Source organism: Enterobacter cloacae complex sp. 6730903 (assembly GCF_048283985.1).
In the GTDB taxonomy this organism is placed as follows: domain Bacteria; phylum Pseudomonadota; class Gammaproteobacteria; order Enterobacterales; family Enterobacteriaceae; genus Enterobacter; species Enterobacter hormaechei_C.
Map to the genome: position 1 here is coordinate 101,741 of NZ_JBLVXX010000006.1, position 24,942 is coordinate 126,682.

The 24,942-nt window shown below is 56.9% G+C and carries 24 protein-coding genes and 1 pseudogene; 19 read left to right on the top strand and 6 right to left on the bottom strand.

Annotation, left to right across the window (positions count from 1 at the left end; all coding sequences use genetic code 11):
* Positions 1 to 6 precede the first annotated feature (6 nt).
* From uvrD to corA, 3 genes are all read left to right on the top strand, one after another.
* Positions 7 to 2,169, top strand: coding sequence for a DNA helicase II (gene uvrD, locus ACNQ0W_RS04840; RefSeq protein WP_017383586.1), 2,163 nt, complete (start codon positions 7 to 9; stop codon positions 2,167 to 2,169).
* 149 nt (positions 2,170 to 2,318) lie between these two features.
* A complete protein-coding gene (gene ysgD / locus ACNQ0W_RS04845) occupies positions 2,319 to 2,375 on the top strand; it encodes a YsgD/CorL family protein (protein ID WP_212743980.1) in 57 nt (18 codons plus the stop codon).
* 150 nt (positions 2,376 to 2,525) lie between these two features.
* A complete protein-coding gene (gene corA / locus ACNQ0W_RS04850) occupies positions 2,526 to 3,476 on the top strand; it encodes a magnesium/cobalt transporter CorA (protein ID WP_003860807.1) in 951 nt (316 codons plus the stop codon).
* 83 nt (positions 3,477 to 3,559) lie between these two features.
* On the opposite strand, the pseudogene rarD reads toward corA, so the two are convergent.
* Both rarD and yigI read right to left on the bottom strand, forming a co-directional pair.
* A pseudogene (gene rarD / locus ACNQ0W_RS04855) lies at positions 3,560 to 4,456 on the bottom strand (EamA family transporter RarD).
* Positions 4,457 to 4,507: 51 nt separating this feature from the next.
* The gene (gene yigI, locus ACNQ0W_RS04860) at positions 4,508 to 4,975 is read right to left on the bottom strand and encodes an acyl-CoA thioesterase YigI (RefSeq protein WP_006812366.1); all 468 of its coding nucleotides are present in this window, start codon (positions 4,973 to 4,975) and stop codon (positions 4,508 to 4,510) included.
* 160 nt (positions 4,976 to 5,135) lie between these two features.
* On the opposite strand from yigI, the gene pldA reads away from it, so the two are divergent.
* The 3 genes from pldA (at position 5,136) to rhtC (ending at position 8,607) form a co-directional block, all read left to right on the top strand.
* On the top strand, positions 5,136 to 6,005 hold the full coding sequence (gene pldA / locus ACNQ0W_RS04865; protein WP_003860803.1) for a phospholipase A: 870 nt from the start codon (positions 5,136 to 5,138) through the stop codon (positions 6,003 to 6,005).
* Between the two features lie 90 nt (positions 6,006 to 6,095).
* Positions 6,096 to 7,925 carry an ATP-dependent DNA helicase RecQ gene (gene recQ, locus ACNQ0W_RS04870; RefSeq protein ID WP_032646811.1) on the top strand — a complete coding sequence of 610 codons (1,830 nt, stop codon included), beginning with the start codon at positions 6,096 to 6,098 and terminating at the stop codon, positions 7,923 to 7,925.
* A 61-nt stretch (positions 7,926 to 7,986) separates the two neighbouring features.
* Complete coding sequence (rhtC, locus tag ACNQ0W_RS04875) at positions 7,987 to 8,607, top strand: threonine export protein RhtC (protein WP_062933143.1); 621 nt, start codon at positions 7,987 to 7,989, stop codon at positions 8,605 to 8,607.
* Here rhtC and rhtB read toward each other — a convergent pair.
* Positions 8,604 to 9,224, bottom strand: coding sequence for a homoserine/homoserine lactone efflux protein (gene rhtB / locus ACNQ0W_RS04880; RefSeq protein WP_062933144.1), 621 nt, complete (start codon positions 9,222 to 9,224; stop codon positions 8,604 to 8,606). The two genes, rhtC and rhtB, sit on opposite strands and share 4 nt — an antisense overlap.
* Before the next feature lie 111 nt (positions 9,225 to 9,335).
* Here rhtB and pldB point away from each other — a divergent pair, with 111 nt between their 5' ends.
* The 3 genes from pldB (at position 9,336) to ACNQ0W_RS04895 (ending at position 12,142) form a co-directional block, all read left to right on the top strand.
* Entirely contained in the window at positions 9,336 to 10,328 is a 993-nt protein-coding gene (pldB, locus tag ACNQ0W_RS04885) for a lysophospholipase L2 (RefSeq protein ID WP_015570002.1), read from the top strand.
* Positions 10,329 to 10,359: 31 nt separating this feature from the next.
* The gene (yigL, locus tag ACNQ0W_RS04890) at positions 10,360 to 11,160 is read left to right on the top strand and encodes a sugar/pyridoxal phosphate phosphatase YigL (RefSeq protein WP_015570001.1); all 801 of its coding nucleotides are present in this window, start codon (positions 10,360 to 10,362) and stop codon (positions 11,158 to 11,160) included.
* 82 nt (positions 11,161 to 11,242) lie between these two features.
* Positions 11,243 to 12,142 carry a carboxylate/amino acid/amine transporter gene (locus tag ACNQ0W_RS04895; RefSeq protein WP_062933145.1) on the top strand — a complete coding sequence of 300 codons (900 nt, stop codon included), beginning with the start codon at positions 11,243 to 11,245 and terminating at the stop codon, positions 12,140 to 12,142.
* Here the strand turns inward: ACNQ0W_RS04895 and metR are convergent.
* The gene (gene metR, locus ACNQ0W_RS04900; protein ID WP_045333508.1) at positions 12,030 to 12,983 is read right to left on the bottom strand and encodes an HTH-type transcriptional regulator MetR; all 954 of its coding nucleotides are present in this window, start codon (positions 12,981 to 12,983) and stop codon (positions 12,030 to 12,032) included. The two genes, ACNQ0W_RS04895 and metR, sit on opposite strands and share 113 nt — an antisense overlap.
* A 116-nt stretch (positions 12,984 to 13,099) precedes the next feature.
* On the opposite strand from metR, the gene metE reads away from it, so the two are divergent.
* A complete protein-coding gene (gene metE, locus ACNQ0W_RS04905) occupies positions 13,100 to 15,361 on the top strand; it encodes a 5-methyltetrahydropteroyltriglutamate--homocysteine S-methyltransferase (RefSeq protein WP_062933146.1) in 2,262 nt (753 codons plus the stop codon).
* Positions 15,362 to 15,408: 47 nt separating this feature from the next.
* Here the strand turns inward: metE and ACNQ0W_RS04910 are convergent, their stop codons facing one another.
* Positions 15,409 to 16,215 carry a dienelactone hydrolase family protein gene (locus ACNQ0W_RS04910; RefSeq protein ID WP_003860793.1) on the bottom strand — a complete coding sequence of 269 codons (807 nt, stop codon included), beginning with the start codon at positions 16,213 to 16,215 and terminating at the stop codon, positions 15,409 to 15,411.
* Between the two features lie 259 nt (positions 16,216 to 16,474).
* On the opposite strand from ACNQ0W_RS04910, the gene udp reads away from it, so the two are divergent.
* The 9 genes from udp to tatD all read left to right on the top strand — a co-directional run bounded on the left by udp (position 16,475) and on the right by tatD (position 24,386).
* A complete protein-coding gene (gene udp / locus ACNQ0W_RS04915; RefSeq protein WP_003860792.1) occupies positions 16,475 to 17,236 on the top strand; it encodes a uridine phosphorylase in 762 nt (253 codons plus the stop codon).
* Between the two features lie 140 nt (positions 17,237 to 17,376).
* Positions 17,377 to 18,834, top strand: a complete 1,458-nt coding sequence (gene rmuC, locus ACNQ0W_RS04920; protein WP_023315189.1) for a DNA recombination protein RmuC — start codon at positions 17,377 to 17,379, stop codon at positions 18,832 to 18,834.
* 66 nt (positions 18,835 to 18,900) lie between these two features.
* A complete protein-coding gene (gene ubiE / locus ACNQ0W_RS04925; RefSeq protein ID WP_062933147.1) occupies positions 18,901 to 19,656 on the top strand; it encodes a bifunctional demethylmenaquinone methyltransferase/2-methoxy-6-polyprenyl-1,4-benzoquinol methylase UbiE in 756 nt (251 codons plus the stop codon).
* Between the two features lie 13 nt (positions 19,657 to 19,669).
* Positions 19,670 to 20,275, top strand: coding sequence for a ubiquinone biosynthesis protein UbiJ (gene ubiJ, locus ACNQ0W_RS04930; protein WP_062933148.1), 606 nt, complete (start codon positions 19,670 to 19,672; stop codon positions 20,273 to 20,275).
* A complete protein-coding gene (gene ubiB / locus ACNQ0W_RS04935) occupies positions 20,272 to 21,912 on the top strand; it encodes a ubiquinone biosynthesis regulatory protein kinase UbiB (protein ID WP_017694740.1) in 1,641 nt (546 codons plus the stop codon). The genes ubiJ and ubiB overlap by 4 nt, the downstream gene beginning before the upstream one ends.
* A 76-nt stretch (positions 21,913 to 21,988) precedes the next feature.
* On the top strand, positions 21,989 to 22,243 hold the full coding sequence (tatA, locus tag ACNQ0W_RS04940) for a Sec-independent protein translocase subunit TatA (protein ID WP_003860787.1): 255 nt from the start codon (positions 21,989 to 21,991) through the stop codon (positions 22,241 to 22,243).
* Positions 22,244 to 22,246: 3 nt separating this feature from the next.
* Positions 22,247 to 22,789: a Sec-independent protein translocase protein TatB gene (tatB, locus tag ACNQ0W_RS04945; RefSeq protein ID WP_003860783.1), complete on the top strand. Its 543-nt coding sequence runs from the start codon at positions 22,247 to 22,249 to the stop codon at positions 22,787 to 22,789.
* Positions 22,790 to 22,791: 2 nt separating this feature from the next.
* On the top strand, positions 22,792 to 23,562 hold the full coding sequence (tatC, locus tag ACNQ0W_RS04950; RefSeq protein WP_032646822.1) for a Sec-independent protein translocase subunit TatC: 771 nt from the start codon (positions 22,792 to 22,794) through the stop codon (positions 23,560 to 23,562).
* Between the two features lie 41 nt (positions 23,563 to 23,603).
* A complete protein-coding gene (tatD, locus tag ACNQ0W_RS04955) occupies positions 23,604 to 24,386 on the top strand; it encodes a 3'-5' ssDNA/RNA exonuclease TatD (RefSeq protein ID WP_062933149.1) in 783 nt (260 codons plus the stop codon).
* On the opposite strand, the gene rfaH is transcribed toward tatD, so the two are convergent.
* A complete protein-coding gene (rfaH, locus tag ACNQ0W_RS04960; protein ID WP_003860779.1) occupies positions 24,383 to 24,874 on the bottom strand; it encodes a transcription/translation regulatory transformer protein RfaH in 492 nt (163 codons plus the stop codon). The two genes, tatD and rfaH, sit on opposite strands and share 4 nt — an antisense overlap.
* Positions 24,875 to 24,942 lie beyond the last annotated feature (68 nt).

Here is a 24,942-nt window from a genome sequence, read left to right on the forward strand (position 1 = left end):
GTGCCAATGGACGTTTCTTACCTGCTCGACAGCCTTAATGATAAACAGCGTGACGCGGTTGCCGCCTCGCGTACAAACCTGCTGGTACTGGCTGGAGCGGGCAGTGGTAAGACGCGCGTGCTGGTTCACCGTATCGCCTGGCTACAGAGCGTGGAGAACTGCTCGCCGTACTCGATTATGGCCGTGACGTTCACCAACAAGGCAGCGGCGGAGATGCGCCACCGTATCGCACAGCTGATGGGCACCAGCCAGGGCGGCATGTGGGTTGGCACCTTCCACGGCCTGGCGCACCGCCTGCTGCGCGCGCACCATATGGACGCTAACCTGCCGCAGGATTTCCAGATCCTCGACAGCGAAGATCAGCTGCGCTTGCTGAAACGCCTGATCAAGGCGATGAATCTCGACGAGAAGCAGTGGCCGCCGCGTCAGGCGATGTGGTACATCAACGGTCAGAAAGACGAAGGGCTGCGTCCGCATCATATTCAGAGCTTCGGTAACCCGGTCGAGCAGACCTGGCAGAACGTCTACAAGGCCTATCAGGAAGCGTGCGATCGCGCCGGTCTGGTGGATTTCGCCGAGCTGCTGCTGCGCGCCCACGAGCTGTGGCTGAACAAACCGCATATCCTGCAACACTACCGTGAACGCTTTACCAACATCCTGGTGGACGAATTCCAGGATACCAACAACATCCAGTACGCCTGGATCCGCCTGCTGGCCGGGGATACCGGCAAGGTGATGATCGTAGGCGATGACGACCAGTCTATCTACGGCTGGCGCGGCGCGCAGGTGGAGAACATCCAGCGCTTCCTCAACGATTTCCCCGGCGCGCAAACCATCCGTCTGGAGCAGAATTACCGTTCTACCAGCAACATTCTGAGCGCGGCCAACGCCCTGATTGAGAACAACAACGGGCGCCTGGGTAAAAAGCTGTGGACCGATGGCGTAGACGGCGAACCGATTTCGATTTACTGCGCCTTCAACGAGCTCGACGAAGCCCGCTTCGTGGTGAACCGCATTAAAACCTGGCAGGAGAACGGCGGCGCGCTGGAGCAGTGTGCCATTCTCTATCGCAGCAACGCCCAGTCGCGCGTGCTGGAAGAGGCGCTGTTGCAGGTGAGCATGCCGTACCGCATTTATGGCGGTATGCGCTTCTTCGAACGTCAGGAGATCAAAGATGCGCTCTCGTATTTGCGTCTGATTGCCAACCGTAACGACGATGCGGCGTTTGAGCGCGTGGTGAACACGCCGACGCGCGGCATCGGCGATCGTACGCTGGACGTGGTGCGTCAGGCCTCGCGCGATCGTCAGCTCACGTTGTGGCAGGCGTGCCGCGAGCTGTTACAGGAAAAAGCCCTCGCCGGGCGCGCCGCCAGCGCATTGCAGCGCTTCCTGGAGTTAATCGACGCGCTGGCGCAGGAAACGGCCGACATGCCGCTGCACGTCCAGACCGACCGGGTGATAAAAGATTCCGGCCTGCGCACCATGTACGAGCAGGAAAAAGGCGAGAAGGGCCAGACCCGTATTGAGAACTTAGAGGAACTGGTGACGGCAACGCGCCAGTTCAGCTACAACGAAGAAGACGAAGACCTGATGCCGTTGCAGGCATTCCTCTCTCACGCCGCGCTGGAGGCGGGTGAAGGGCAGGCCGATACCTGGCAGGATGCGGTTCAGCTGATGACCCTGCACTCCGCGAAAGGTCTGGAGTTCCCGCAGGTGTTCATCGTCGGGATGGAAGAGGGGATGTTCCCGAGCCAGATGTCGCTGGATGAAGGCGGGCGTCTGGAAGAGGAGCGTCGTCTGGCCTACGTGGGCGTGACCCGTGCGATGCAGAAACTGACCCTGACCTACGCAGAAACCCGCCGCCTGTACGGGAAAGAGGTGTATCACCGTCCGTCGCGCTTTATCGGCGAACTGCCGGAAGAGTGCGTGGAAGAGGTGCGCCTGCGCGCCAGCATCAGCCGTCCGGTCAGCCATCAGCGTATGGGCTCGCCGATCTCTGAAACCGACACCGGTTACAAGCTGGGCCAGCGCGTGCGCCACTCGAAGTTTGGCGAAGGCACCATCGTCAACCTGGAAGGCAGCGGCGAGCACAGCCGTTTGCAGGTAGCGTTCCAGGGGCAGGGGATCAAATGGCTGGTGGCAGCCTATGCCAAGCTGGAAAGTGTGTAACTTTCAGAAAAATATCACTATTTTGTAATAATCTGCTAGCCTTATACGTTGAAGGTCAATTAATGCCCTTCAGCGTTCCGTTGCGTGTTGACGCCACAGTTATTGCTGGCGTAACATGCGCGCACGATTACGCTAAGAGGACATTCGCCTTGGACACACCCAGTAGATACTGGCTCAATTCCCTGTCATCCAGGAACAACTCCTAAGGCTATCTCCTCTTGCTGATGGCCTTAGTGGTTGTCAGCGACTGCATCATTCCCGTCGCGCTGAGTCAGGCTGTTTAATGGTCTGAAACCCAATTTGTTTCTGTGTGCCCACCGAACTGTCCGATATTTTTTGCATTGGGAGTCCCGGTCATGTTGAGCGCATTTCAACTCGAAAATAACCGACTGACTCGGCTTGAAGCCGAAGAGTCACAGCCCCTCATTGATGCCGTATGGGTGGATCTGGTCGAGCCGGACGACGATGAGCGCCTTCGCGTACAATCTGAACTGGGGCAAAGCCTGGCGACACGCCCGGAACTGGAAGACATCGAAGCATCCGCCCGTTTTTTTGAAGACGAAGACGGCCTGCACATTCACTCCTTCTTCTTTTTCGAAGATGCCGAAGACCACGCGGGGAACTCTACCGTGGCGTTTACCATCCGCGATGGCCGCCTGTTCACCCTGCGCGAGCGCGAACTGCCTGCGTTTCGTCTCTACCGTATGCGCGCCCGCAGCCAGGCGATGATGGACGGCAACGCCTATGAGCTGCTGCTGGATCTGTTCGAAACCAAAATCGAACAGCTGGCGGATGAAATCGAAAACATCTACAGCGACCTGGAAAAGCTGAGCCGCGTGATCATGGAAGGCCATCAGGGCGATGAGTACGACGAAGCGTTGTCCACGCTGGCAGAGCTGGAAGATATCGGCTGGAAGGTGCGTTTGTGTCTGATGGATACCCAGCGCGCGCTGAACTTCCTGGTGCGCAAGGCACGTCTGCCGGGCGGTCAGCTGGAGCAGGCGCGTGAGATCTTACGCGATATCGAATCCCTGCTGCCGCACAACGAATCCCTGTTCCAGAAGGTCAACTTCCTGATGCAGGCGGCGATGGGCTTTATCAACATCGAGCAGAACCGCATCATCAAGATCTTCTCGGTGGTGTCCGTGGTGTTCCTGCCGCCGACGCTGGTGGCGTCCAGCTACGGGATGAACTTTGAGTTTATGCCGGAACTGAAGTGGAGCTTTGGCTACCCGGGGGCGATTATCTTTATGATCCTCGCCGGGCTGGCGCCGTACCTGTACTTTAAGCGGAAGAACTGGCTGTAAAAATCTGGCGGGTGGCGCTGCGCTTACCCGCCCTACGATCGAATTCCCTCTCCCTGTGGGAGAGGGTTAGGGTGAGGGCAACATCACAGCCCTTTGCGTACCCTGCGCTGGGTATAAATCGCATCCGCAACGAAAATCGCCAGCGCCACCCAGATAAAGGCGAACGTCACCATCTTATCCGCACCCGGCACCTCGCCGTAAAACACCACCGCCAGCAGGAACATCAGCGTCGGGCCAATGTACTGGAAGAAGCCCAGCGTGGAGAGGCGCAGACGCGTTGCCGCGCCGGTGAAGCACAGCAGGGGGATCGTCGTGACCACGCCCGCGGCCATCAGCATCAGGTTCAGCGACCATGGGTTGCTGCCCATATGGCTGGTTGGGCTGTCGGCGATGCCGAAGAGATAAATCGCCGCCACCGGCAGCAGCTACAGGGTTTCAAACAGCATTCCCGTCTGCGCTTCCACCGCAATCTTCTTACGCACCAGGCCGTAAAACGCAAAGCTGAACGCCAGCCCCAGGGCGATAACCGGCAGTGAGCCGAAGGTCCACAGCTGTACCAGCACGCCGCAGAAGGCCAGAATCACCGCCACCCACTGCATCCGGCGAAAGCGCTCGCCGAGGAAAATCATCCCCAGCAAAATATTGACCAGCGGGTTAATAAAGTAGCCCAGGCTGGCTTCGAGCATGTGATGGTTATTCACCGCCCAGATGAACAGCAGCCAGTTGCCGCCGATCAGCACCGCAGAGAGCGCCAGCAGGAAAACCTTTTTAGGGGTTTTTAGCAGCGTTTTGACGCCTGACCACTGACGGCTGATGCTCATCAGCGCGATCATAAAGAAGAACGACCAGATGACGCGGTGAGTGAGGATCTCGTCCGCCGGGACATAGGCGATAAGTTTGAAGTACGCCGGTGCGATACCCCAAATAAAATAAGCGGCAAGGGCGAGTAAAACGCCCTGCCGCGTCTGTTTAGCATCCATCGGGAAAATCCGTTACAAAAAAGTGAAGTAATTTTACCCGAATTTGCCGTCTCAACCCACCATATAAGTGGCGGTTGCGCTGGCGATATAAACCTGCTCTTCGTTATGCAGCTCAACGCGGGCGACGGCAACTTTATTCCCGGCGCGCAGCAGGCTGCTGGTGCAGGTGAAGCGGTTTCCGCGTCCCGGACGCAGGTAGTCGACGCGTAAATCGATGGTGCCCATGCGCGACAGGCGCTGGCGTAACTCATCTTCGTTGATGGTGTCATGGCGCGTCAGCGTGCTGCCCACGCACACCAGACCGGCCGCCACGTCCAGCGCGGAGGCAATCACCCCGCCGTGCAAAATGCTTTGCGCCCAGTTACCGACCATCATTGGCTGATTATTGAAACTCAGCTGAGCGAAGTCTTTTTCGTATCGCTCCAGCTCAAGACCCAGTGCACGGTTGAACGGCATGTGGTACACAAAAATCTCGCCCACGAGCTTTAAGGTTTCTTCGGCGGTGAGTGTCGCTGACATCTGACGTGGCATCCTTGTTGTTAACAAAATGTTGATTTTATGCTTCAGGATAAAGGAATGCCACTTTAAGAAACGAGGAAGCGGAAGTTATCGCAGAAGTCTGTAGAATGCCCGGACAAAACTATTCATTAAATGTCACCATTTCAGGAGAACACCACCGATGCGGACGTATCTGGGTTGGTTACTGGCGGCGGTTGCGCTGCCCCTCACAGCATATGCGCAGGAAGCGACGATCAAAGAGGTGCATGATAAACCTGCCGTTAAGGGCAGCATCATCGCCAATATGCTTCAGGAGCATGACAATCCGTTCACGCTGTACCCGTATGATACAAACTACGTGATCTACACCCAGACCAGCGATCTCAACAAAGAGGCGATAAGCTCCTATAACTGGTCTGATAATGCGCGTAAAGATGAGGTGAAGTTCCAGCTCAGCCTCGCCTTCCCGTTCTGGCGCGGCATCCTGGGGCCGAACTCGGTACTTGGCGCGTCTTACACGCAGAAGTCATGGTGGCAGCTCTCAAACAGCGGAGAATCTTCACCGTTCCGCGAAACCAACTATGAACCGCAGCTGTTCCTCGGTTTCGCCACCGATTATGAGTTTGCAGGCTGGACGCTGCGAGACGTGGAGGTGGGCTATAACCACGATTCCAACGGGCGTTCCGACCCAACCTCACGCAGCTGGAACCGCATCTATACGCGTCTGATGGCGCAGAACGGCAATTTCATGGTGGAAGTGAAGCCGTGGTACGTGGTGGGCAGCACCGATGACAACCCGGATATCACCAAATACATGGGCTACTATCAGCTTAAAGTGGGCTATCAGCTGGGTGACGCGGTGCTGAGCGCCAAAGGCCAGTACAACTGGAATACCGGCTACGGCGGCGCAGAGCTGGGCCTGAGCTACCCGGTGACGAAACACGTTCGTCTCTATACTCAGGTGTATAGCGGGTATGGCGAATCGCTGATCGACTACAACTTCAACCAGACCCGCGTTGGTGTGGGCGTGATGCTGAACGATATTTTCTAAGCTGCTCGAATGTTTTTGCGTTAAACGTTGAAGTTTCTCTCTCAGGCGCTGAAAATAGCGCCTGTTTCATTTCTGGCATATGGGGTTAACGTGGCGCAGGCGGAAGTATTGAATCAGGAATCGCTGGCTAAACAGGTTTTGCATGAAACCTTTGGCTACCAGCAGTTCCGCCCCGGCCAGGAAACCATCATTGAAACCGTGCTGGAAGGCCGCGATTGCCTGGTGGTCATGCCGACCGGCGGCGGTAAATCGCTCTGCTATCAGGTGCCCGCGCTGGTGCTTAATGGCCTGACGGTCGTGGTATCGCCTCTTATTTCCCTGATGAAAGACCAGGTCGACCAGCTGCTTGCCAACGGCGTGGCGGCGGCCTGCCTGAACTCGACGCAGACCCGCGAGCAACAGCAAGAGGTAATGGCCGGGTGCCGCACCGGGCAGATCCGCCTGCTGTATATCGCGCCAGAACGCCTGATGCTGGACAACTTCCTCGATCATCTGGCGCACTGGAATCCGGTGCTGCTGGCGGTGGATGAAGCGCACTGTATCTCCCAGTGGGGGCACGATTTCCGCCCGGAATATGCCGCCCTCGGCCAGCTTCGTCAGCGCTTCCCCGAACTGCCGTTTATGGCGCTTACCGCTACGGCAGACGACACCACGCGTCAGGACATCGTTCGCCTGCTGGGGCTGAACGACCCGTATATTCAGGTCAGCAGCTTCGACCGCCCGAACATCCGCTATATGCTGATGGAGAAGTTCAAGCCGCTGGATCAGCTCTTACGCTACGTGCAGGAGCAGCGCGGTAAGTCCGGCATCATCTACTGCAACAGCCGTGCGAAGGTGGAAGACACCGCCGCCCGTCTGCAAAACCGTGGCTTTAGCGCCGCGGCCTATCACGCCGGGCTGGAGAACCATATCCGCGCCGACGTGCAGGAGAAATTCCAGCGCGACGACCTGCAAATCGTGGTCGCAACGGTGGCGTTCGGGATGGGGATCAACAAGCCCAACGTGCGCTTTGTGGTGCATTTCGACATTCCGCGTAATATCGAATCCTACTATCAGGAAACCGGCCGCGCCGGGCGTGACGGCCTGCCAGCGGAAGCGATGCTGTTTTACGATCCGGCGGATATGGCGTGGCTGCGCCGCTGTCTCGAGGAGAAACCGCAGGGGCAGTTGCAGGATATCGAACGCCACAAGCTTAACGCGATGGGTGCCTTCGCCGAAGCGCAAACCTGCCGCCGTCTGGTGCTGCTCAACTACTTTGGTGAAGGGCGTCAGGCGCCGTGCGGCAACTGCGATATCTGCCTCGACCCGCCGAAGCAGTACGATGGCCTGATGGACGCGCGCAAAGCGCTCTCGACTATCGGACGCGTGAACCAGCGCTTCGGGATGGGCTACGTCGTTGAAGTGCTGCGTGGGGCTAACAACCAGCGCATCCGCGATATGGGTCACGACAAGCTGCCGGTTTATGGCATCGGGAAAGACCAGAGCCACGAGCACTGGGTGAGTATCATCCGCCAGCTGATCCATCTCGGCTTTGCCACGCAGAACATTGCCCAGCACTCTGCGCTTCAGCTGACCGAAGCGGCACGACCGGTCCTGCGTGGCGAGGTTGAACTGAAGCTCGCCGTTCCGCGCGTCGTCGCCCTGAAGCCGCGCGTGATGCAAAAATCCTACGGCGGCAACTACGACCGCAAGCTGTTCGCCAAGCTGCGTAAGCTGCGTAAAGCCATTGCGGATGAAGAGAACATCCCGCCATACGTGGTGTTCAACGACGCGACGCTGATCGAGATGGCCGAGCAAATGCCGCTCAGCGCCAGTGAGATGCTCAGCGTCAACGGCGTTGGCACGCGCAAGCTGGAGCGCTTCGGTAAAGAGTTTATGGCGCTCATCCGTTCCCACGCTGATGGTGATGATGAGGAGTAGTCAGCCGGGCGAAAAAGTGCCAGGATGGTGACTCACTGTATTATTTCCCCGCGAGCTAATTATGTTAATGCTATTTCTCACCGTGGCGTTAGTGCACATCGTTGCGCTGATGAGCCCTGGCCCTGACTTTTTCTTCGTGTCGCAAACGGCCGTCAGCCGCTCCCGTAAAGAGGCGATGATGGGTGTGCTCGGTATTACCATGGGCGTCATGGTCTGGGCGGCGGTTGCGCTGCTCGGTCTGAACCTGATCCTGGCGAAAATGGCGTGGCTGCATAACGTCATCATGGTCGGCGGCGGTCTGTACCTGTGCTGGATGGGCTACCAGATGCTGCGCGGGGCGCTGAAGAAAGAAGAGAAAAAGCCGGAAGAGCCAAAGGTTGAGCTGGCAACGGGCGGCCGTAGCTTTGTGAAAGGGCTGCTGACCAACCTGGCGAACCCGAAAGCGATTATCTACTTCGGCTCGGTATTCTCGCTGTTCGTGGGGGATAACGTCGGCGCGGGCGCGCGCTGGGGGATCTTCCTGCTGATCGTTGTTGAGACGTTCGCCTGGTTTACCGTTGTGGCAAGCCTGTTTGCCTTACCGGCGATGCGTCGCGGCTACCAGCGCATCGCGAAGTGGATCGACGGCTTTGCCGGCGCGCTGTTCGCCGGCTTCGGCATTCATCTCATCATTTCTCGCTAAGCATGACGCGCTGACGCAAGCAGCGCGCCAACCAGCATAAACAGCGAACCAAAGACTTTGTTCAGGGCCTTCATCTGCTTAGGCCCTTTGATCCACGCCGCAATTCGCTGCGCCAGCGTCGCGTAACCAATCATCACAATGATATCGACAATAATGGTGGTCGCGCCCAGCACCACGTACTGCATCACCTGTGGCTGATGCGGCACGATAAACTGCGGGAACAGGGCAGCGAGGAACACGATGCTTTTCGGATTGGTCAGGTTAACGAACACCGCGCGTTTAAACAGGTGGCCGCGCGTTTGCGCCCGGGAGAGCGTATTCAGGTCAATCGAGCCTGCGGCGCGCCACTGCTGAATACCCAGCCAGATAAGATACGCTGCGCCAGCCCATTTCAGCACCTCGAAGGCCAGCACCGAACGGGAGAACAGCGTGCCCAGACCAATCCCCACCAGCACAATATGAATGCCAAGCCCGGTCTGTAAACCGGCGATTGACGCCGCCGCGCCGCGATAGCCGTGATTAATGGAGGTGGTCATGGTGTTGATTGCGCCCGAGCCAGGTGAAAGGCTGAGGATGATGGATGTCAGCAGGTAGGCGAACCACCATTCGAAGGTCATTTGAAACTCCCGGATCGTCTGTTTTTATGCCACAATACGCTATTGTTGAGTCATTTTGTGACCGGTGACGAAAAAAACGATATTCCCTGAATTACGGGGGGTGGAAACCCAATGTTTCAGCAGAAAAAGGACTGGGAAACACGAGAAAACGCATTTGCTGCTTTCTCCATGGGGCCGCTGACCGATTTCTGGCGCCAGCGTGAGGAAGATGAGTTTATGGGCGTCGGGGAAATCCCGGTACGCTTCGTTCGTTTCCGTGATGAAAAAAATGACCGGGTGATTGTGGTCTGCCCCGGGCGCATCGAAAGCTATATCAAATATGCCGAGCTGGCGTATGACCTGTTCCATCTGGGCTTTGATGTGTTAATTATCGACCATCGCGGGCAGGGGCTTTCCGGCCGGATGTTGCCGGATACCCATCGCGGCCACGTGGATAACTTCAGCGATTACGTCGACGATCTGGCCGCGTTCTGGCAGCAGGAAGTGCAGCCCGGACCGTGGCGCAAGCGTTATATTCTTGCCCACTCCATGGGGGGCGCGATCTCGACGTTGTTTTTGCAGCGCCATAAGCACCAGTGCGACGCCATTGCGCTGACCGCGCCGATGTACGGCATTGTGATACGTTTTCCTGACTGGATGGTGCGCCATCTTCTCGACTGGGCTGAGGGCCATCAGCGCATTCGAGAAGGCTATGCCATCGGAACAGGACGCTGGCGGGCATTGCCGTTTGCCATCAACGTGTTAACCCACAGTCGGCAGCGTTATCGCCGCAACCTGCGTTTTTATGCCGATGAACCGCGTCTGCGGGTCGGCGGCCCCACCTGGCACTGGGTGCGGGAAGGTATTCATGCCGGTGAGCAGGTACTGGCGGGCGTAGGCGATGATGACACGCCGACGCTCCTGATCCAGGCGGAAGAAGAGCGTGTGGTGGATAACCGCATGCATGACCGCTATTGTGAACTTCGCGCCGCTGCGGGCCATCCCTGTGAAGGGGGTAAACCGCTGGTCATCAACGGTGCGTACCATGAGATCCTTTTTGAAAAGGACGCTATGCGCTCAGTCGCGCTCAACGCCATTGTTGAATTTTTCAACAGGCATAACTGATTATTGTTTTCCACCAGAGGTTGAAATCCCTATGTACCAGGTTGTTGCATCTGATTTAGATGGCACGCTGCTTTCCCCCGACCACACCCTGTCGCCTTATGCGAAAGAGACCTTAAAACTCCTGACTGCCCGTGGCGTGAACTTTGTCTTCGCCACTGGCCGCCACCACGTGGACGTGGGGCAGATCCGCGATAACCTGGAGATCAAGTCGTACATGATCACCTCCAACGGTGCGCGCGTACATGACACGGACGGCAACCTGATTTTTACCCACAATCTCGATCGCGACATCGCCACCGATTTGTTCGGCATTGTGCATAACAACCCGGATATCGTCACTAACGTTTACCGCGACGACGAGTGGTTTATGAACCGCCACCGCCCGGAAGAGATGCGCTTTTTCAAGGAAGCCGTATTCCAGTACTCACTGTACGAGCCGGGTCTGCTGGAGCCGGAAGGGATCAGTAAGGTGTTCTTCACCTGTGTAAATCATGAGGAGTTACTGCCGCTGGAGCAGGCGATCAACGCCCGCTGGGGCGACCGCGTGAACGTGAGCTTCTCCACGCTGACCTGTCTGGAAGTGATGGCGGGCGGGGTGTCCAAAGGTCACGCGCTGGAAGCGGTAGCGAAACGGCTGGGTTTTGATCTGAAAGACTGTATCGCCTTTGGCGATGGCATGAACGATGCCGAGATGCTCTCCATGGCGGGTAAAGGCTGCATCATGCAGAACGCGCATCAGCGCCTGAAAGATCTGCACCCGGAGCTGGAAGTGATCGGCACCAACGGCGATAACGCCGTGCCTAAGTATCTGCGCAAACTGTTCCTTGAATAATCTTCAATTGATTGTTTATTGTTCAGATGTCAACTAAAGAGTTCGCTACAATGCCTCTCCTTCTTTCTGAGAGACAAGCATTGTGGCGCTACTCATTATCACCACTATCCTGTGGGCCTTCTCCTTTAGCCTGATTGGCGAATACCTTGCCGGATCGGTCGACAGCTACTTCTCGGTGCTGATGCGCGTGGGGCTGGCGGCGCTGGTGTTCCTGCCGTTCCTGCGTACCCGCGGGCAGTCGCTAAAAACCATTCTGCTGTACATGCTGGTAGGCGCGATGCAGCTCGGCATCATGTACCTGTTCAGCTTCCGGGCCTACGTTTACCTGTCCGTCTCGGAATTTTTGCTCTTCACCGTGCTGACGCCGCTCTACATCACGCTGATTTATGACTTGCTCAGCAGGCGCCGCCTGCGCTGGGGATATCTGCTGAGCGCTGCGCTGGCAGTGATTGGCGCGGCGATTATTCGCTATGACAAGGTGAGCGATCACTTCTGGACCGGGCTGATGTTCGTCCAGCTCGCCAACATTAGTTTCGCCATCGGCATGGTGGGCTACAAACGCCTGATGGAGACCCGCCCTATGCCGCAGCATAACGCGTTTGCGTGGTTCTATATGGGCGCGGCGATTGTCGCGGTAGCGGCGTGGTTTCTGCTCGGTAATCCGCAAAAGCTGCCGACCACCCCCGTGCAGTGGAGCGTTCTGGTCTGGCTGGGCGTGGTGGCGTCGGGGCTGGGGTACTTCATGTGGAACTACGGCGCTACGCAGGTAGACGCCGGGACGCTGGGGATCATGAACAACGTGCATGTTCCGGCGGGGCTACTGGTGAACCTCGCCATCTGGCAGGAGCAGCCGCACTGGCCGAGCTTCCTTATTGGGGGAACGGTGATCCTGGCTTCGCTGTGGGTCCATCGCCGCTGGGTCGCTCCGCGCTCCGCACAAACGGAAGATGGTCGCACGCGTGGTTCCGCGCTGAGCGAATAAACGCTTCCGTAATCGGCTGACGCTGCTCGCCGTCGCGCACGGCGGCGTACAGTCGGCTCCACAGTCCTTCCCCCAGGGTTTTGGTGACCACCAGGCCCTGGCGTTCAACCGTCTCGACCACCCAGTGCGGCAGCGCCGCAATCCCCATTCTGGCCGCCACCATCTGAATTAACAGCAGCGTGTTATCCACGCTTTTCAGCTGTGGGCTGATGCCCGCGGGTTGCAGGAAATGGCGCCAGATATCCAGACGACTGCGCTGTACCGGGTAAATCAGCAGCGTCTCCGTTGCCAGATCCTCCGGCGTGATGCGCGTTTTGGCGGCCAGCGGATGGTCCGGAGCCAGCACCAGACGCACCTCAAAATCAAACATTGGCGAATAGTGCAGACCGCTGCGCGGCAGAATATCTGAGGTCATCACCAGATCCAGCTCACCCTGCTGAAGCGACGGCTGCGGATCAAACGTGACGCCGGATTTGAAGTCCATCTCCACCTGCGGCCACTTCTGGCGGAAGTTCTCAAGCGCGGGGGTCAGCCACTGAATACAGCTGTGACACTCAATGGCGATGCGCAGGGTGGTCTGCTGCGGCTCGTTGCAGGACTGCAACGCGCTGGCAATCTGCGGCAGCACCTGGTTCGCCAGCTGAAGCAAAATTTCGCCCTGCGGCGTAAAGCGCAAAGGCTGGCTCTTACGCACAAAAAGACGAAAGCCGAGGCGTTGTTCCAGATCGCTGAACTGGTGAGAAAGGGCAGACTGAGTCTGGTGCAGCGTGGCCGCTGCCGCCGCAAGAGAACCGCAATTCCGCAACGCTTGTAGCGTTTTCAGGTGTTTAATCTCGATCATGAAAGTCCTTCACTTCGGCATGAACATTTTGCGCTTGAGGAATATACAGTACCTGCCAATTATAGAAGTGTAAACATCTGGACGTCTAAATAACGAATTTCTACAAGGGGTATGCCATGACAATCCGCACTCACACTCTCGGTTTCCCTCGCGTTGGCCTGCGTCGCGAGCTGAAAAAAGCGCAAGAAAGCTACTGGGCGGGTAACGCCACCCGCGAAGAACTGCTGGCCGTGGGACGCGAGCTGCGCGCGCGTCACTGGGATCAGCAAAAACAGGCGGGCGTAGACCTGCTGCCGGTGGGCGATTTCGCCTGGTACGACCATGTTCTGACCACCAGCCTGCTGCTTGGCAACGTGCCGGCTCGTCATCAGAACAACGATGGATCGGTGGATATCGATACCCTGTTCCGCATCGGCCGTGGCCGCGCGCCAACGGGTGAGCCAGCGGCAGCGGCGGAAATGACCAAGTGGTTTAACACCAACTATCACTATATGGTGCCGGAGTTCGTTAAGGGCCAGCAGTTCAAACTGACCTGGACCCAGCTTCTGGATGAAGTGGACGAAGCGCTGGCGCTGGGTCACCAGGTGAAACCCGTGCTGCTGGGGCCGGTCAGCTACCTGTGGCTGGGCAAAGTGAAAGGTGAGCAGTTCGACCGCCTCAGCCTGCTGAACGCTATTCTGCCGGTTTATAAGCAGGTGCTGATTGAGCTGGGTAAGCGCGGTATTCAGTGGGTGCAAATCGATGAACCGGTGCTGGTGCTTGAGCTGCCGCAGGCGTGGCTGGATGCCTTCAAACCGGCGTATGACGCGCTCACGGGCCAGGTGAAGCTGCTGCTGACCACCTATTTCGAGGGCGTAACGCCTAACCTCGACACCATTACTGCGCTGCCAGTTCAGGGTCTGCACGTTGATCTCGTTCACGGCAAAGACGATGTGGCAGAGTTGCACAAGCGTCTGCCTGCGGAGTGGCTGCTCTCTGCCGGTCTGGTGAATGGTCGTAACGTCTGGCGTGCCGATCTCACTGAGAAATATGCACAAATTAAGGATATTGTCGGTAAACGTGAATTGTGGGTAGCCTCTTCCTGTTCCCTGCTGCACAGCCCGATCGACCTGAGCGTTGAGACCCGACTCGACCCTGAGGTGAAAAGCTGGTTTGCCTTTGCTCTGCAAAAGTGTGAGGAGCTGGCTCTGCTGCGCGACGCGCTAAACAGCGGCGACACGGCAGCGATTACCGACTGGAGCGCTCCGATCCAGGCGCGCCGTCACTCGACGCGCGTGCATAACCCGGCAGTGGAAAAACGTCTGGCGGCCATCACCGCCCGGGACAGCCAGCGCCAGAGCCCGTATGAAGTGCGCGCCGAAGCCCAGCGTGCGCGCTTTAACCTGCCCGCGTGGCCGACCACAACCATCGGCTCCTTCCCGCAGACTACCGAGATCCGCGGCCTGCGTCTGGACTTCAAAAAGGGCAATCTGGATGCGAATCACTACCGCACCGGCATTGCGGAACACATCAAACAGGCAATCGTCGAGCAGGAACGTCTGGGTCTGGACGTGCTGGTGCACGGCGAGGCCGAGCGTAACGATATGGTGGAATACTTCGGTGAACACCTGGACGGATTCGTCTTTACCCAGAACGGCTGGGTGCAAAGCTACGGTTCCCGCTGCGTGAAGCCGCCAGTGGTGATCGGCGACGTCAGCCGCCCGGAAGCGATCACCGTGGAGTGGGCGAAGTATGCCCAGTCTCTGACCGACAAACCGGTAAAAGGCATGCTGACGGGGCCGGTGACCATTCTCTGCTGGTCGTTCCCGCGTGAAGATGTATCCCGGGAAACCATCGCCAAACAGATCGCCCTGGCGCTGCGTGATGAAGTGGCGGATCTGGAAGCGGCGGGGATTGGCATCATTCAGATCGACGAACCGGCGCTGCGTGAAGGCTTGCCGCTGCGTCGCAGCGACTGGGATGCTTATCTGACGTGGGGTGTGGAGGCGTTCCGCCTCAACGCGGCCGTCGCGAAGGACGACACGCAGATCCACACCCACATGTGTTACTGCGAATTTAACGACATCATGGACGCCATTGCCGCGCTCGACGCCGATGTGATCACCATCGAGACCTCGCGTTCAGACATGGAGCTGCTGGAGTCGTTCGAAGAGTTCGACTACCCGAACGAAATCGGGCCGGGCGTGTATGACATTCACTCCCCTAACGTGCCGAGCGTGGAGTGGATTGAAGCGCTGCTGAGAAAAGCCGCCCGGCGCATCCCGGCGGAACGTCTGTGGGTAAACCCGGACTGCGGCCTGAAAACCCGCGGCTGGCCTGAAACCCGCGCGGCGCTGGCGAACATGGTGCAGGCGGCGCAGAATTTGCGTCAGGCGTAGTGGTGCTGGATTGCCCGGTTGGCGCAGCCGCCACCGGGCTTTTTGTATTACGCTTTCTTCCCGCCGTACTGGCTGAACCACGCCAGCATTCTTTGCCAGCCATCTTTCGCCGATTCTGCGTGATAGCTCGGACGATAATCGGCATTAAACGCGTGTCCCGCATCCGGGTACACCACGATTTCGGCCTTCGCGTTTGCCGCCCGCAGCGCGTGGCGCATGGTCTCGACGGTATCAAGCGGAATGCCGGTATCCTGGCCGCCATACAGCCCTAGCACCGGGGCATTTAAATCGGTGGCGATATCAACCGGATGTTTCGGCGAGTTCAGGGTCTTTTCACCCACCAGTTTGCCGTACCAGGCCACAGCGGCTTTCAGTTGCGGATTGTGCGCGGCATACAGCCAGCTAATGCGTCCACCCCAGCAGAAGCCGGTCACCATCAGACGGTGCGGGTCGCCACCGTTGCGCGCCGCCCAGCTGGCAACGTGGTCGAGATCGGCCAGCACCTGCGCGTCCGGCACTTTGCTGACCAGGTTGCTGAACAGCGTCGGGATGTCGCTGTAATCATTCGGATCGCCCTGACGGAAATAGAGTTCCGGCGCAACGGCCAGGTAACCTTCCAGCGCCAGTCGGCGGCAGAGGTCGCGAATATGTTCATGAACACCAAATATTTCCTGCACCACGATCACGATGGGCAGCGGGCCATCGGCAGATTTTGGCCGCGCGTGGTACGCTGGCATGTTCTCCCCCTGGGAGGGAATGGAGGTCTCGCCTGCGGTAATGGCTTCTTCAGGGGTTGAGACGATGGTTGAAGCGTGCGGGGCCGCAGCAGGTGCAAAACCGGTTTTTTCAGTCATGGCATTCTCCGTACCAATGAATGGATTAGCGCAAAGATAAATATAGACACCAGGTTAACAACCCACAGTGCCTTATAGCGTCTATCTTTTGTGCAGCACCCGGCGATATAACTTGTTAATGTGATGTGAATCACTATTTTATGGAAATTAACTGCAATCATTTTCATTCATGGTGAGGTGTGTCACGAAATAATGCACATTGCTTCTGTAAAGTACCGTTTTACTTCTTCTGACAAACCGACCCACAGAGGAGTCACCTATGTCTAAGTCTGATGTTTTTCATCTCGGCCTCACTAAAAACGATTTACAAGGGGCTACGCTTGCTATCGTCCCTGGCGATCCTGAGCGTGTGGAAAAGATCGCCGCGCTGATGGATAAGCCGGTCAAGCTGGCAGCCCATCGCGAATTCACCACCTGGCGCGCAGAGCTGGACGGTAAAGCGGTGATCGTGTGCTCTACCGGTATTGGTGGCCCGTCTACCTCTATCGCCGTTGAAGAGCTGGCGCAGCTGGGCATTCGTACTTTCCTGCGCATCGGCACCACCGGCGCCATTCAGCCGCACATCAACGTGGGCGACGTGCTGGTTACCACCGCATCCGTGCGTCTGGACGGTGCAAGCCTGCACTTTGCACCGATGGAATTCCCGGCAGTGGCCGATTTCGAATGCACCACCGCGCTGGTTGAAGCCGCGAAGTCCGTGGGCGCCACCACCCACGTGGGCGTGACTGCCTCTTCCGACACCTTCTACCCGGGCCAGGAGCGTTACGACACCTTCTCTGGTCGCGTGGTGAGCCGTTTCAAAGGCTCCATGGAAGAATGGCAGTCGATGGGCGTCATGAACTACGAAATGGAATCTGCGACGCTGCTGACCATGTGCGCAAGCCAGGGTCTGCGTGCCGGTATGGTGGCGGGCGTTATCGTCAACCGTACCCAGCAGGAGATCCCGAACGCTGAAACCATGAAGCAGACTGAAAGCCATGCGGTGAAAATCGTGGTTGAAGCGGCGCGCCGCCTGATCTAATTCTCTCTTCAGTGCTAAAAGGCCGACATGCTCGGCCTTTTCTTTTTTGCGTAACGCCTCGCAGGAAAACCCTTTCAAACTGGACGTTCATACAGCACAATTCTATTTTGTGCGGGTTAGACGTGGATGCAGGGGGCATTGTGGATATCTCAATCCTGGTTTATGCGGTAGTTGCGCTGGTGAGCGTGGGGATTGGCTGGCTCATTTCCGGCTACCAGCATGCGCAGCAGAAAGCCGAGCAACTGGCAGAGCGCGAAGAGATCGTCGCCGAACTCAGCGCGACGAAACAACAGCTTGCGCTGAGTGACCACTGGCGCGACGAGTGCGAACTGCTCAATAACGAACTGCGCAATCTGCGTGATATCAACACCTCGCTGGAGGCCGATCTCCGGGAAGTGACCACCCGTCTTGAGTCCACCCAACTGCACGCCGAAGACAAAATCCGTCAGATGATCAACAGCGAGCAGCGTCTTAGCGAGCAGTTTGAGAACCTCGCGAACCGCATTTTCGAGCACAGCAATCGCCGCGTGGATGAGCAGAACCGCCAGAGCCTGAACAGCCTGCTGACGCCGCTGCGTGAACAGCTGGATGGCTTTCGCCGTCAGGTACAGGACAGCTTTGGTCAGGAGGCCCGCGAGCGCCACACGCTGGCGCATGAAATTCGTAATCTCCAGCAGCTGAATGCACAGATGGCGCAGGAGGCGGTTAACCTGACGCGCGCACTGAAAGGTGATAACAAAGCGCAGGGAAACTGGGGCGAAGTGGTCATGACGCGCGTGCTGGAGGCCTCTGGTCTGCGCGAAGGATACGAATACGAAACGCAGGTCAGCATTGAGAACGATGCGCGCTCGCGGATGCAGCCGGATGTCATTGTTCGTCTGCCGCAGGGCAAAGATGTGGTTATCGACGCCAAAATGACGCTGGTGGCCTATGAGCGCTACTTCAACGCGGAAGATGACTACACCCGCGAAACAGCGTTGCAGGAGCACATCGCCTCCGTGCGTAACCATATCCGTCTGCTTGGCAGAAAAGATTATCAGCAGTTGCCGGGGCTGCGATCGCTGGATTATGTGCTGATGTTCATTCCGGTCGAGCCTGCGTTCCTGCTGGCGCTCGACAGACAGCCCGAGCTGATCACCGAAGCGCTGAAAAATAACATTATGCTGGTCAGCCCCACCACGCTGCTGGTGGCGTTACGTACCATTGCCAACCTGTGGCGCTATGAGCACCAAAGCCGTAACGCGCAGCAGATTGCCGATCGCGCCAGCAAGCTGTACGACAAAATGCGGCTGTTTGTGGACGATATGTCCTCGGTGGGGCAAAGCCTCGATCGCGCGCAGGATAACTACCGCCAGGCGATGAAAAAACTCTCCTCCGGGCGCGGCAATTTGCTGGCGCAGGCGGAGGCGTTTCGCAGCCTGGGGGTGGAAGTTAAACGCGAGATTAATCCGGAACTGGTGGAGCAGGCTACGGCTCAGGACGAAGAGTTTCGTCTGCGTGAAGGCGACGGTGAGCAAAATAGCCGCAATGAAGACAATGGTTTAGCGGCGAGTTTATCCCCCGAAGCACAGCCGGCGCGTTTCTTTCACGGTGGTTGAAACGTAGGGCAAATGCGCCCAATCTGTTACACTTCACGAACATTTGACTGATTAGCAGGCTCTGAGATGGTTGACGATTCACAAGACACAACGCACTTTGGCTTTCAGACTGTCGCCAAAGCGCAGAAAGCTGACATGGTGGCCCACGTATTTCATTCCGTGGCGGCGAAGTACGATGTGATGAATGATTTGATGTCATTCGGCATTCATCGCTTGTGGAAGCGCTTCACTATTGATTGCAGCGGCGTGCGCCGTGGACAAACGGTGCTGGATTTAGCCGGAGGCACAGGGGATCTTACCGCTAAATTCTCCCGTCTGGTTGGCGAAACCGGCCGCGTGGTGCTGGCAGATATCAACGACTCCATGCTGAAAATGGGACGCGAAAAGCTGCGTAACATCGGCGTGGTGGGCAACGTTGAATATGTTCAGGCCAACGCCGAAGCGCTGCCGTTCCCGGATAATATGTTCGACTGCATCACCATCTCTTTCGGTCTGCGTAACGTGACCGATAAAGATAAAGCGCTGCGCTCCATGTACCGCGTGCTGAAGCCGGGCGGCCGACTGCTGGTTCTCGAGTTTTCTAAACCGATTATCGACCCGCTGAGCAAAGCTTACGATGCCTATTCCTTCCACGTTCTGCCGCGCATCGGCGAGCTGGTGGCAAACGATGCAGAAAGTTACCGTTATCTGGCTGAGTCCATCCGAATGCACCCGGATCAGGACACGCTGAAAGCGATGATGCAGGATGCGGAGTTCGAAAACGTGGAATACTTCAATATGACGGCGGGTGTCGTCGCGCTGCATCGTGGTTACAAGTTCTGAGTGGAGGTTTCCCGTGCCCATTAAACCCTTAGTCACCGCAGGCATCGAGAATGTACTGAATGCCTTTCTGTATCGCGCTCCGGCGCTGAAAACCGCACGTCAGCGGCTTAACGGAAAGGTGCTGCGCATCGTTTTAAAGGAGTTCTCGACGCCGCTTGTGCTGGTCTTCAGCGAACGCCAGCTTGACGTTCTGGGGGAGTGGAAAGGCGAGGCGGACTGCTCGGTGATTACGCACATGAGCGTATTGCCAAAACTGCGTGACCGTCAGCAGATGACGGCGCTTATTCGCAGCGGTGAGCTGGAGGTCGAGGGCGATATTCAGGTGGTACAGAACTTCGTTGCTCTCAGCGATCAGGCTGAATTCGACCCGGCGGAACTGCTGGCGCCCTATATCGGCGACATCGCGGCTGAAGGTATAAGCAAAACGCTGCGCACGGGTTCCGCTTTCCTGCGTAAAGGTCTGCTCCGTCAACAGCGCTACGCTGCCGAGGTGCTGACCGAAGAGTGGCGTATGGCGCCGGGGCCTTTAGAAGTCGCCTGGTTTGCAGAAGAGACCGCGGCAGTTGAGCGCGCAGTTGATGCGTTAACCAAACGGCTGGAAAAACTGGAGGGCAAATGACGCCTGGTGAAATTCGGCGCCTCTATTTTATCGTTCGCACCTTTTTGAGCTACGGGCTCGACGAGCTTATCCCCAGAATGCGTATCACCCTGCCGCTTCGGCTTTGGCGTCGCACGCTGTTCTGGATGCCGAATCGCCATAAGGATCAGGAGCTGGGCGCACGCCTGCGTCTTGCGTTACAGGAGCTGGGCCCGGTCTGGATCAAGTTTGGACAGATGCTCTCAACACGTCGCGACCTTTTCCCACCGCAAATTGCCGATCAGCTCGCGCTATTGCAGGACCGCGTCGCTCCGTTTGACGGAGAGAGAGCGAAGAAACAAATCGAAGAAGCGATGGGCAATATCCCCATCGAGACCTGGTTTGATGATTTCGATATTCAGCCTCTGGCCTCTGCCTCTATTGCGCAGGTTCACACCGCGCGCCTGAAGGAAAATGGCAAAGAGGTGGTCATCAAAGTGATTCGTCCGGATATCCTGCCGGTTATCAAAGCAGACATGAAGCTGATTTATCGCCTGGCTCGCTGGGTGCCGCGTCTGTTGCCGGATGGCCGCCGTCTGCGTCCGCTGGAAGTGGTACGGGAATACGAAAAAACGCTGATTGACGAGCTTAACCTGCTGCGTGAATCGGCGAACGCCATTCAGCTGCGTCGAAACTTTGAAGACAGCCCGATGCTGTATGTTCCTGAAGTCTATTCTGACTATTGCAGTCAGAACATGATGGTGATGGAACGTATCTACGGTATTCCGGTCTCGGACGTGGCGGCGCTGGAAAAGCAGGGCACCAACATGAAGCTGCTGGCCGAACGTGGCGTGCAGGTCTTCTTTACTCAGGTTTTCCGCGACAGCTTCTTCCATGCAGACATGCATCCGGGCAACATTTTCGTCAGCTATGAGCACCCGGAAGATCCGAAATACATTGGTATCGACTGCGGTATTGTCGGCTCGCTGAATAAAGAGGATAAGCGTTATCTCGCCGAGAACTTTATCGCTTTCTTCAATCGCGACTACCGTAAGGTGGCCGAGCTGCACGTGGATTCAGGCTGGGTTCCACCAGATACTAACGTGGAAGAGTTTGAATTTGCGATCCGCACCGTCTGTGAGCCGATTTTTGAAAAGCCGCTCTCGGAGATCTCTTTCGGACACGTCCTGCTCAACCTGTTCAATACTGCACGCCGTTTCAATATGGAAGTGCAGCCGCAATTAGTTTTACTTCAGAAAACATTACTTTACGTTGAGGGCGTAGGCCGCCAGCTCTATCCTCAGTTAGACTTGTGGAAAACCGCGAAACCGTTCCTCGAATCCTGGATTAAGGATCAGGTCGGTATTCCAGCCCTGGTTCGCTCGCTTAAAGAGAAAGGCCCGTTCTGGATTGAAAAAATGCCTGAAATTCCTGAACTGGTTTACGACAGTTTGCGTCAGAGCAAGAACCTTCAGCACAGCATGGATAAAATCGCGCACGAGCTTCAATCCAGTCGCGTGCGTCAGGGGCAGTCCCGCTATCTCTTCGGAATTGGCGCGACGCTGCTGATAAGCGGCACGTTGCTGTTGATCAATCGTCCGGACTGGGAAATGATGCCAGCCTGGATTATGGCTGCCGGTGTGGTTGTCTGGCTTGCTGGCTGGAGAAAAACGCGCTGAATTAGCGTCGCTATCGAGGGATTGCATACGTATAATGCGATCTGACTAATTAATCATCTATCACTGGGGAACACGCATGGGTGGTATCAGTATCTGGCAGTTAGTGATCATTGCCGTCATCGTTGTGCTGCTGTTTGGCACGAAAAAACTCGGATCGATTGGTTCCGACCTGGGCGCGTCAATCAAAGGCTTCAAGAAAGCCATGAGCGATGATGAGAATAAGCAGGAAAAAACCAGTCAGGATGCTGATTTTACCGCTAAATCCATCGCCGATAAGCAGGACGAAGCCAAAAAGGAAGAGGCTAAACGTCACGATAAAGAGCAGGTGTAATTCGTGTTCGACATTGGTTTTGGTGAGTTACTGCTGGTCTTTGTGATTGGTCTGATTGTGTTGGGGCCGCAGCGTTTACCCGTTGCGGTGAAAACCGTCGTGGGCTGGGTGCGGGCGCTTCGCTCGCTGGCAACTACCGTGCAGAACGAGCTGGCGCAGGAGCTGAAGCTTCAGGAATTTCAGGACAGCCTGAAAAAAGTTGAAAAGGCGAGCATGGACAACCTGACGCCGGAGCTGAAAGCATCAATGGATGAGTTGCGCGAAGCGGCGGAATCCATGAAGCGCTCTTACAGCATTAACGATCCTGAGAAGGCGAGCGATGAAGCAAACACCATCCACAATCCGGTGGTGAAGGGTAGCGAAGAGCAGCGCGAGGGTGTAACGCCTTCCAGCGCGGAGCATCAGGCTGCTTCGCCAGAGCAATCGCCGCAGGAGCCCGAAGTGAAAAAGCAGGTGCCGCCGGAAGAGCCCGTGGTCAAAACGGCTGAGGTAAAACCCGCCGCGCCCGTTTCCGAATCATCCCCCTCGTCGAGTGATAAAGCGTAAACATGGCAGTAGATGATACTCAACCGCTTATTACGCACCTCATTGAGCTGCGTAAACGCCTGTTAAACTGCATTATTGCGGTTTTCCTCATTTTTTTATGTCTGGTCTATTTTGCCAACGATATCTATCAGGTGGTTTCCGCGCCGCTGATTAAACAGATGCCGCTGGGCGCGACGATGATTGCAACAGACGTTGCTTCGCCGTTCTTTACCCCGATCAAGCTGACCTTCTGGGTGTCGTTGATTGCCTCTGCGCCGGTCATTTTGTATCAGGTCTGGGCATTTGTGGCGCCCGCGCTGTACAAGCATGAACGCAAGCTGGTTATTCCGCTGCTGGTGTCCAGTTCGCTGCTGTTTTATATCGGCATGGCGTTCGCCTACTTCGTTGTCTTCCCGTTGGCCTTCGGTTTCCTGACGCATACCGCACCGGAAGGGGTACAGGTGTCGACGGACATCGCCAGCTACCTCAGCTTCGTGATGGCGCTGTTTATGGCCTTTGGCGTCGCCTTCGAGGTGCCCGTAGCAATTGTCCTGCTCTGCTGGGTGGGGGTGACCACGCCTGACGATCTGCGTAAGAAGCGCCCGTACATCCTGGTGGGGGCATTTGTTGTAGGTATGCTGTTAACGCCACCGGACGTCTTCTCGCAAACCTTACTGGCGATACCCATGTACTGCCTGTTTGAAGTCGGCGTGTTCTTCGCTCGTTTCTACGTCGGAAAGGGGCGTACCGGGGACGAAGAAGACGAGCCGTCTGAAGAGACCACTAAAGAATAAAACCAACCGCCCGTCAGGGCGGTTGTCATATGGGGATACGTATGTTTGATATCGGGCTTAACCTGACCAGCGCCCAGTTTGCGAAAGACCACGATGAGGTGGTGGCGCGCGCCTTTGCCGCTGGCGTGCGTGGGCTGTTACTGACGGGAACGAATCTGCATGAGAGTGAGCAGGCACGGCAGCTGGCGCAACGCTATCAACACTGCTGGTCCACCGCAGGCGTGCATCCTCATGACAGCAGTCAGTGGACGCATAAAAGCGCTGAGGTGCTACATCGTCTGGCACAAACGCCAGAAGTGGCTGCCATTGGCGAATGCGGACTTGATTTCAACCGTAACTTCTCGACGCCTGAAGAGCAGGAGAAGGCATTTACCGCCCAGCTTGCGCTGGCAGCAGAGCTGGAGATGCCGGTGTTTATGCACTGTCGCGATGCGCATGAACGTTTTATGGCGCTACTGGAACCCTGGCTGGAGAAACTGCCGGGCGCGGTGTTGCACTGCTTTACGGGCTCCCGTCAGGAAGCGCTGGACTGCCTGAACCGCGGGCTGTATTTGGGTATCACGGGCTGGGTCTGCGATGAGCGTCGTGGGCTGGAGCTGCGTGAGCTTTTACCTGTTATCCCGGCCGATCGTTTGCTGCTGGAAACGGATGCTCCGTATCTGTTGCCCCGGGATATGCAGCCCAAACCGCCATCACGACGTAATGAACCGGCCTACCTGGGGCATATTGCTGAGCGAGTGGCGCACTGGCGCGGAGAAGATGCGCAGTGGCTGGCAGCACAAACCGATGATAACGTGCGTCGTCTGTTCGGCGTGCAGTTCTAAACTTTGCGGAAATCGGTGTTTTTAACGCTCTGCAACACCTCTTTGTTCAGCAGGTTGAGCAGCAGCATGGAGCGCGCTTCACCGTCCGGCTCAGCGAAAATGGCCTGTAACCCTTCAAAGGCGCCTTCGGTGATCACCACGCTGTCGCCAGCATAAGGGGTTTCCGGATCGGTAATATCTTCAGGCTGCTGGTAGACAGAAAGCTGATGAATAACCGATGACGGTACTCTTGCCGGATGGGCGCCAAAACGCACAAAATGGCTGACGCCGCGCGTGGCGCTGATCGTCGTGGTGTGGATCACTTCGGGGTCGAACTCAACGAACAGGTAATTCGGGAACAGAGGCTCACTGACGGTCGTGCGTCTTCCACGCTGCATTTTTTCAAGCGTGATCACGGGTGTCAGGCAGTTAACAGACTGACGTTCAAGATGTTCCTGCGCGCGCTGAAGTTGCCCGCGTTTGCAATACAGTAAATACCAGGCCTGCATAATCACTCTTCCCATTGTTCGGGGCGCAAGCATATCAAAACCCTGGCGGGATCGCTAAGGTGATTATA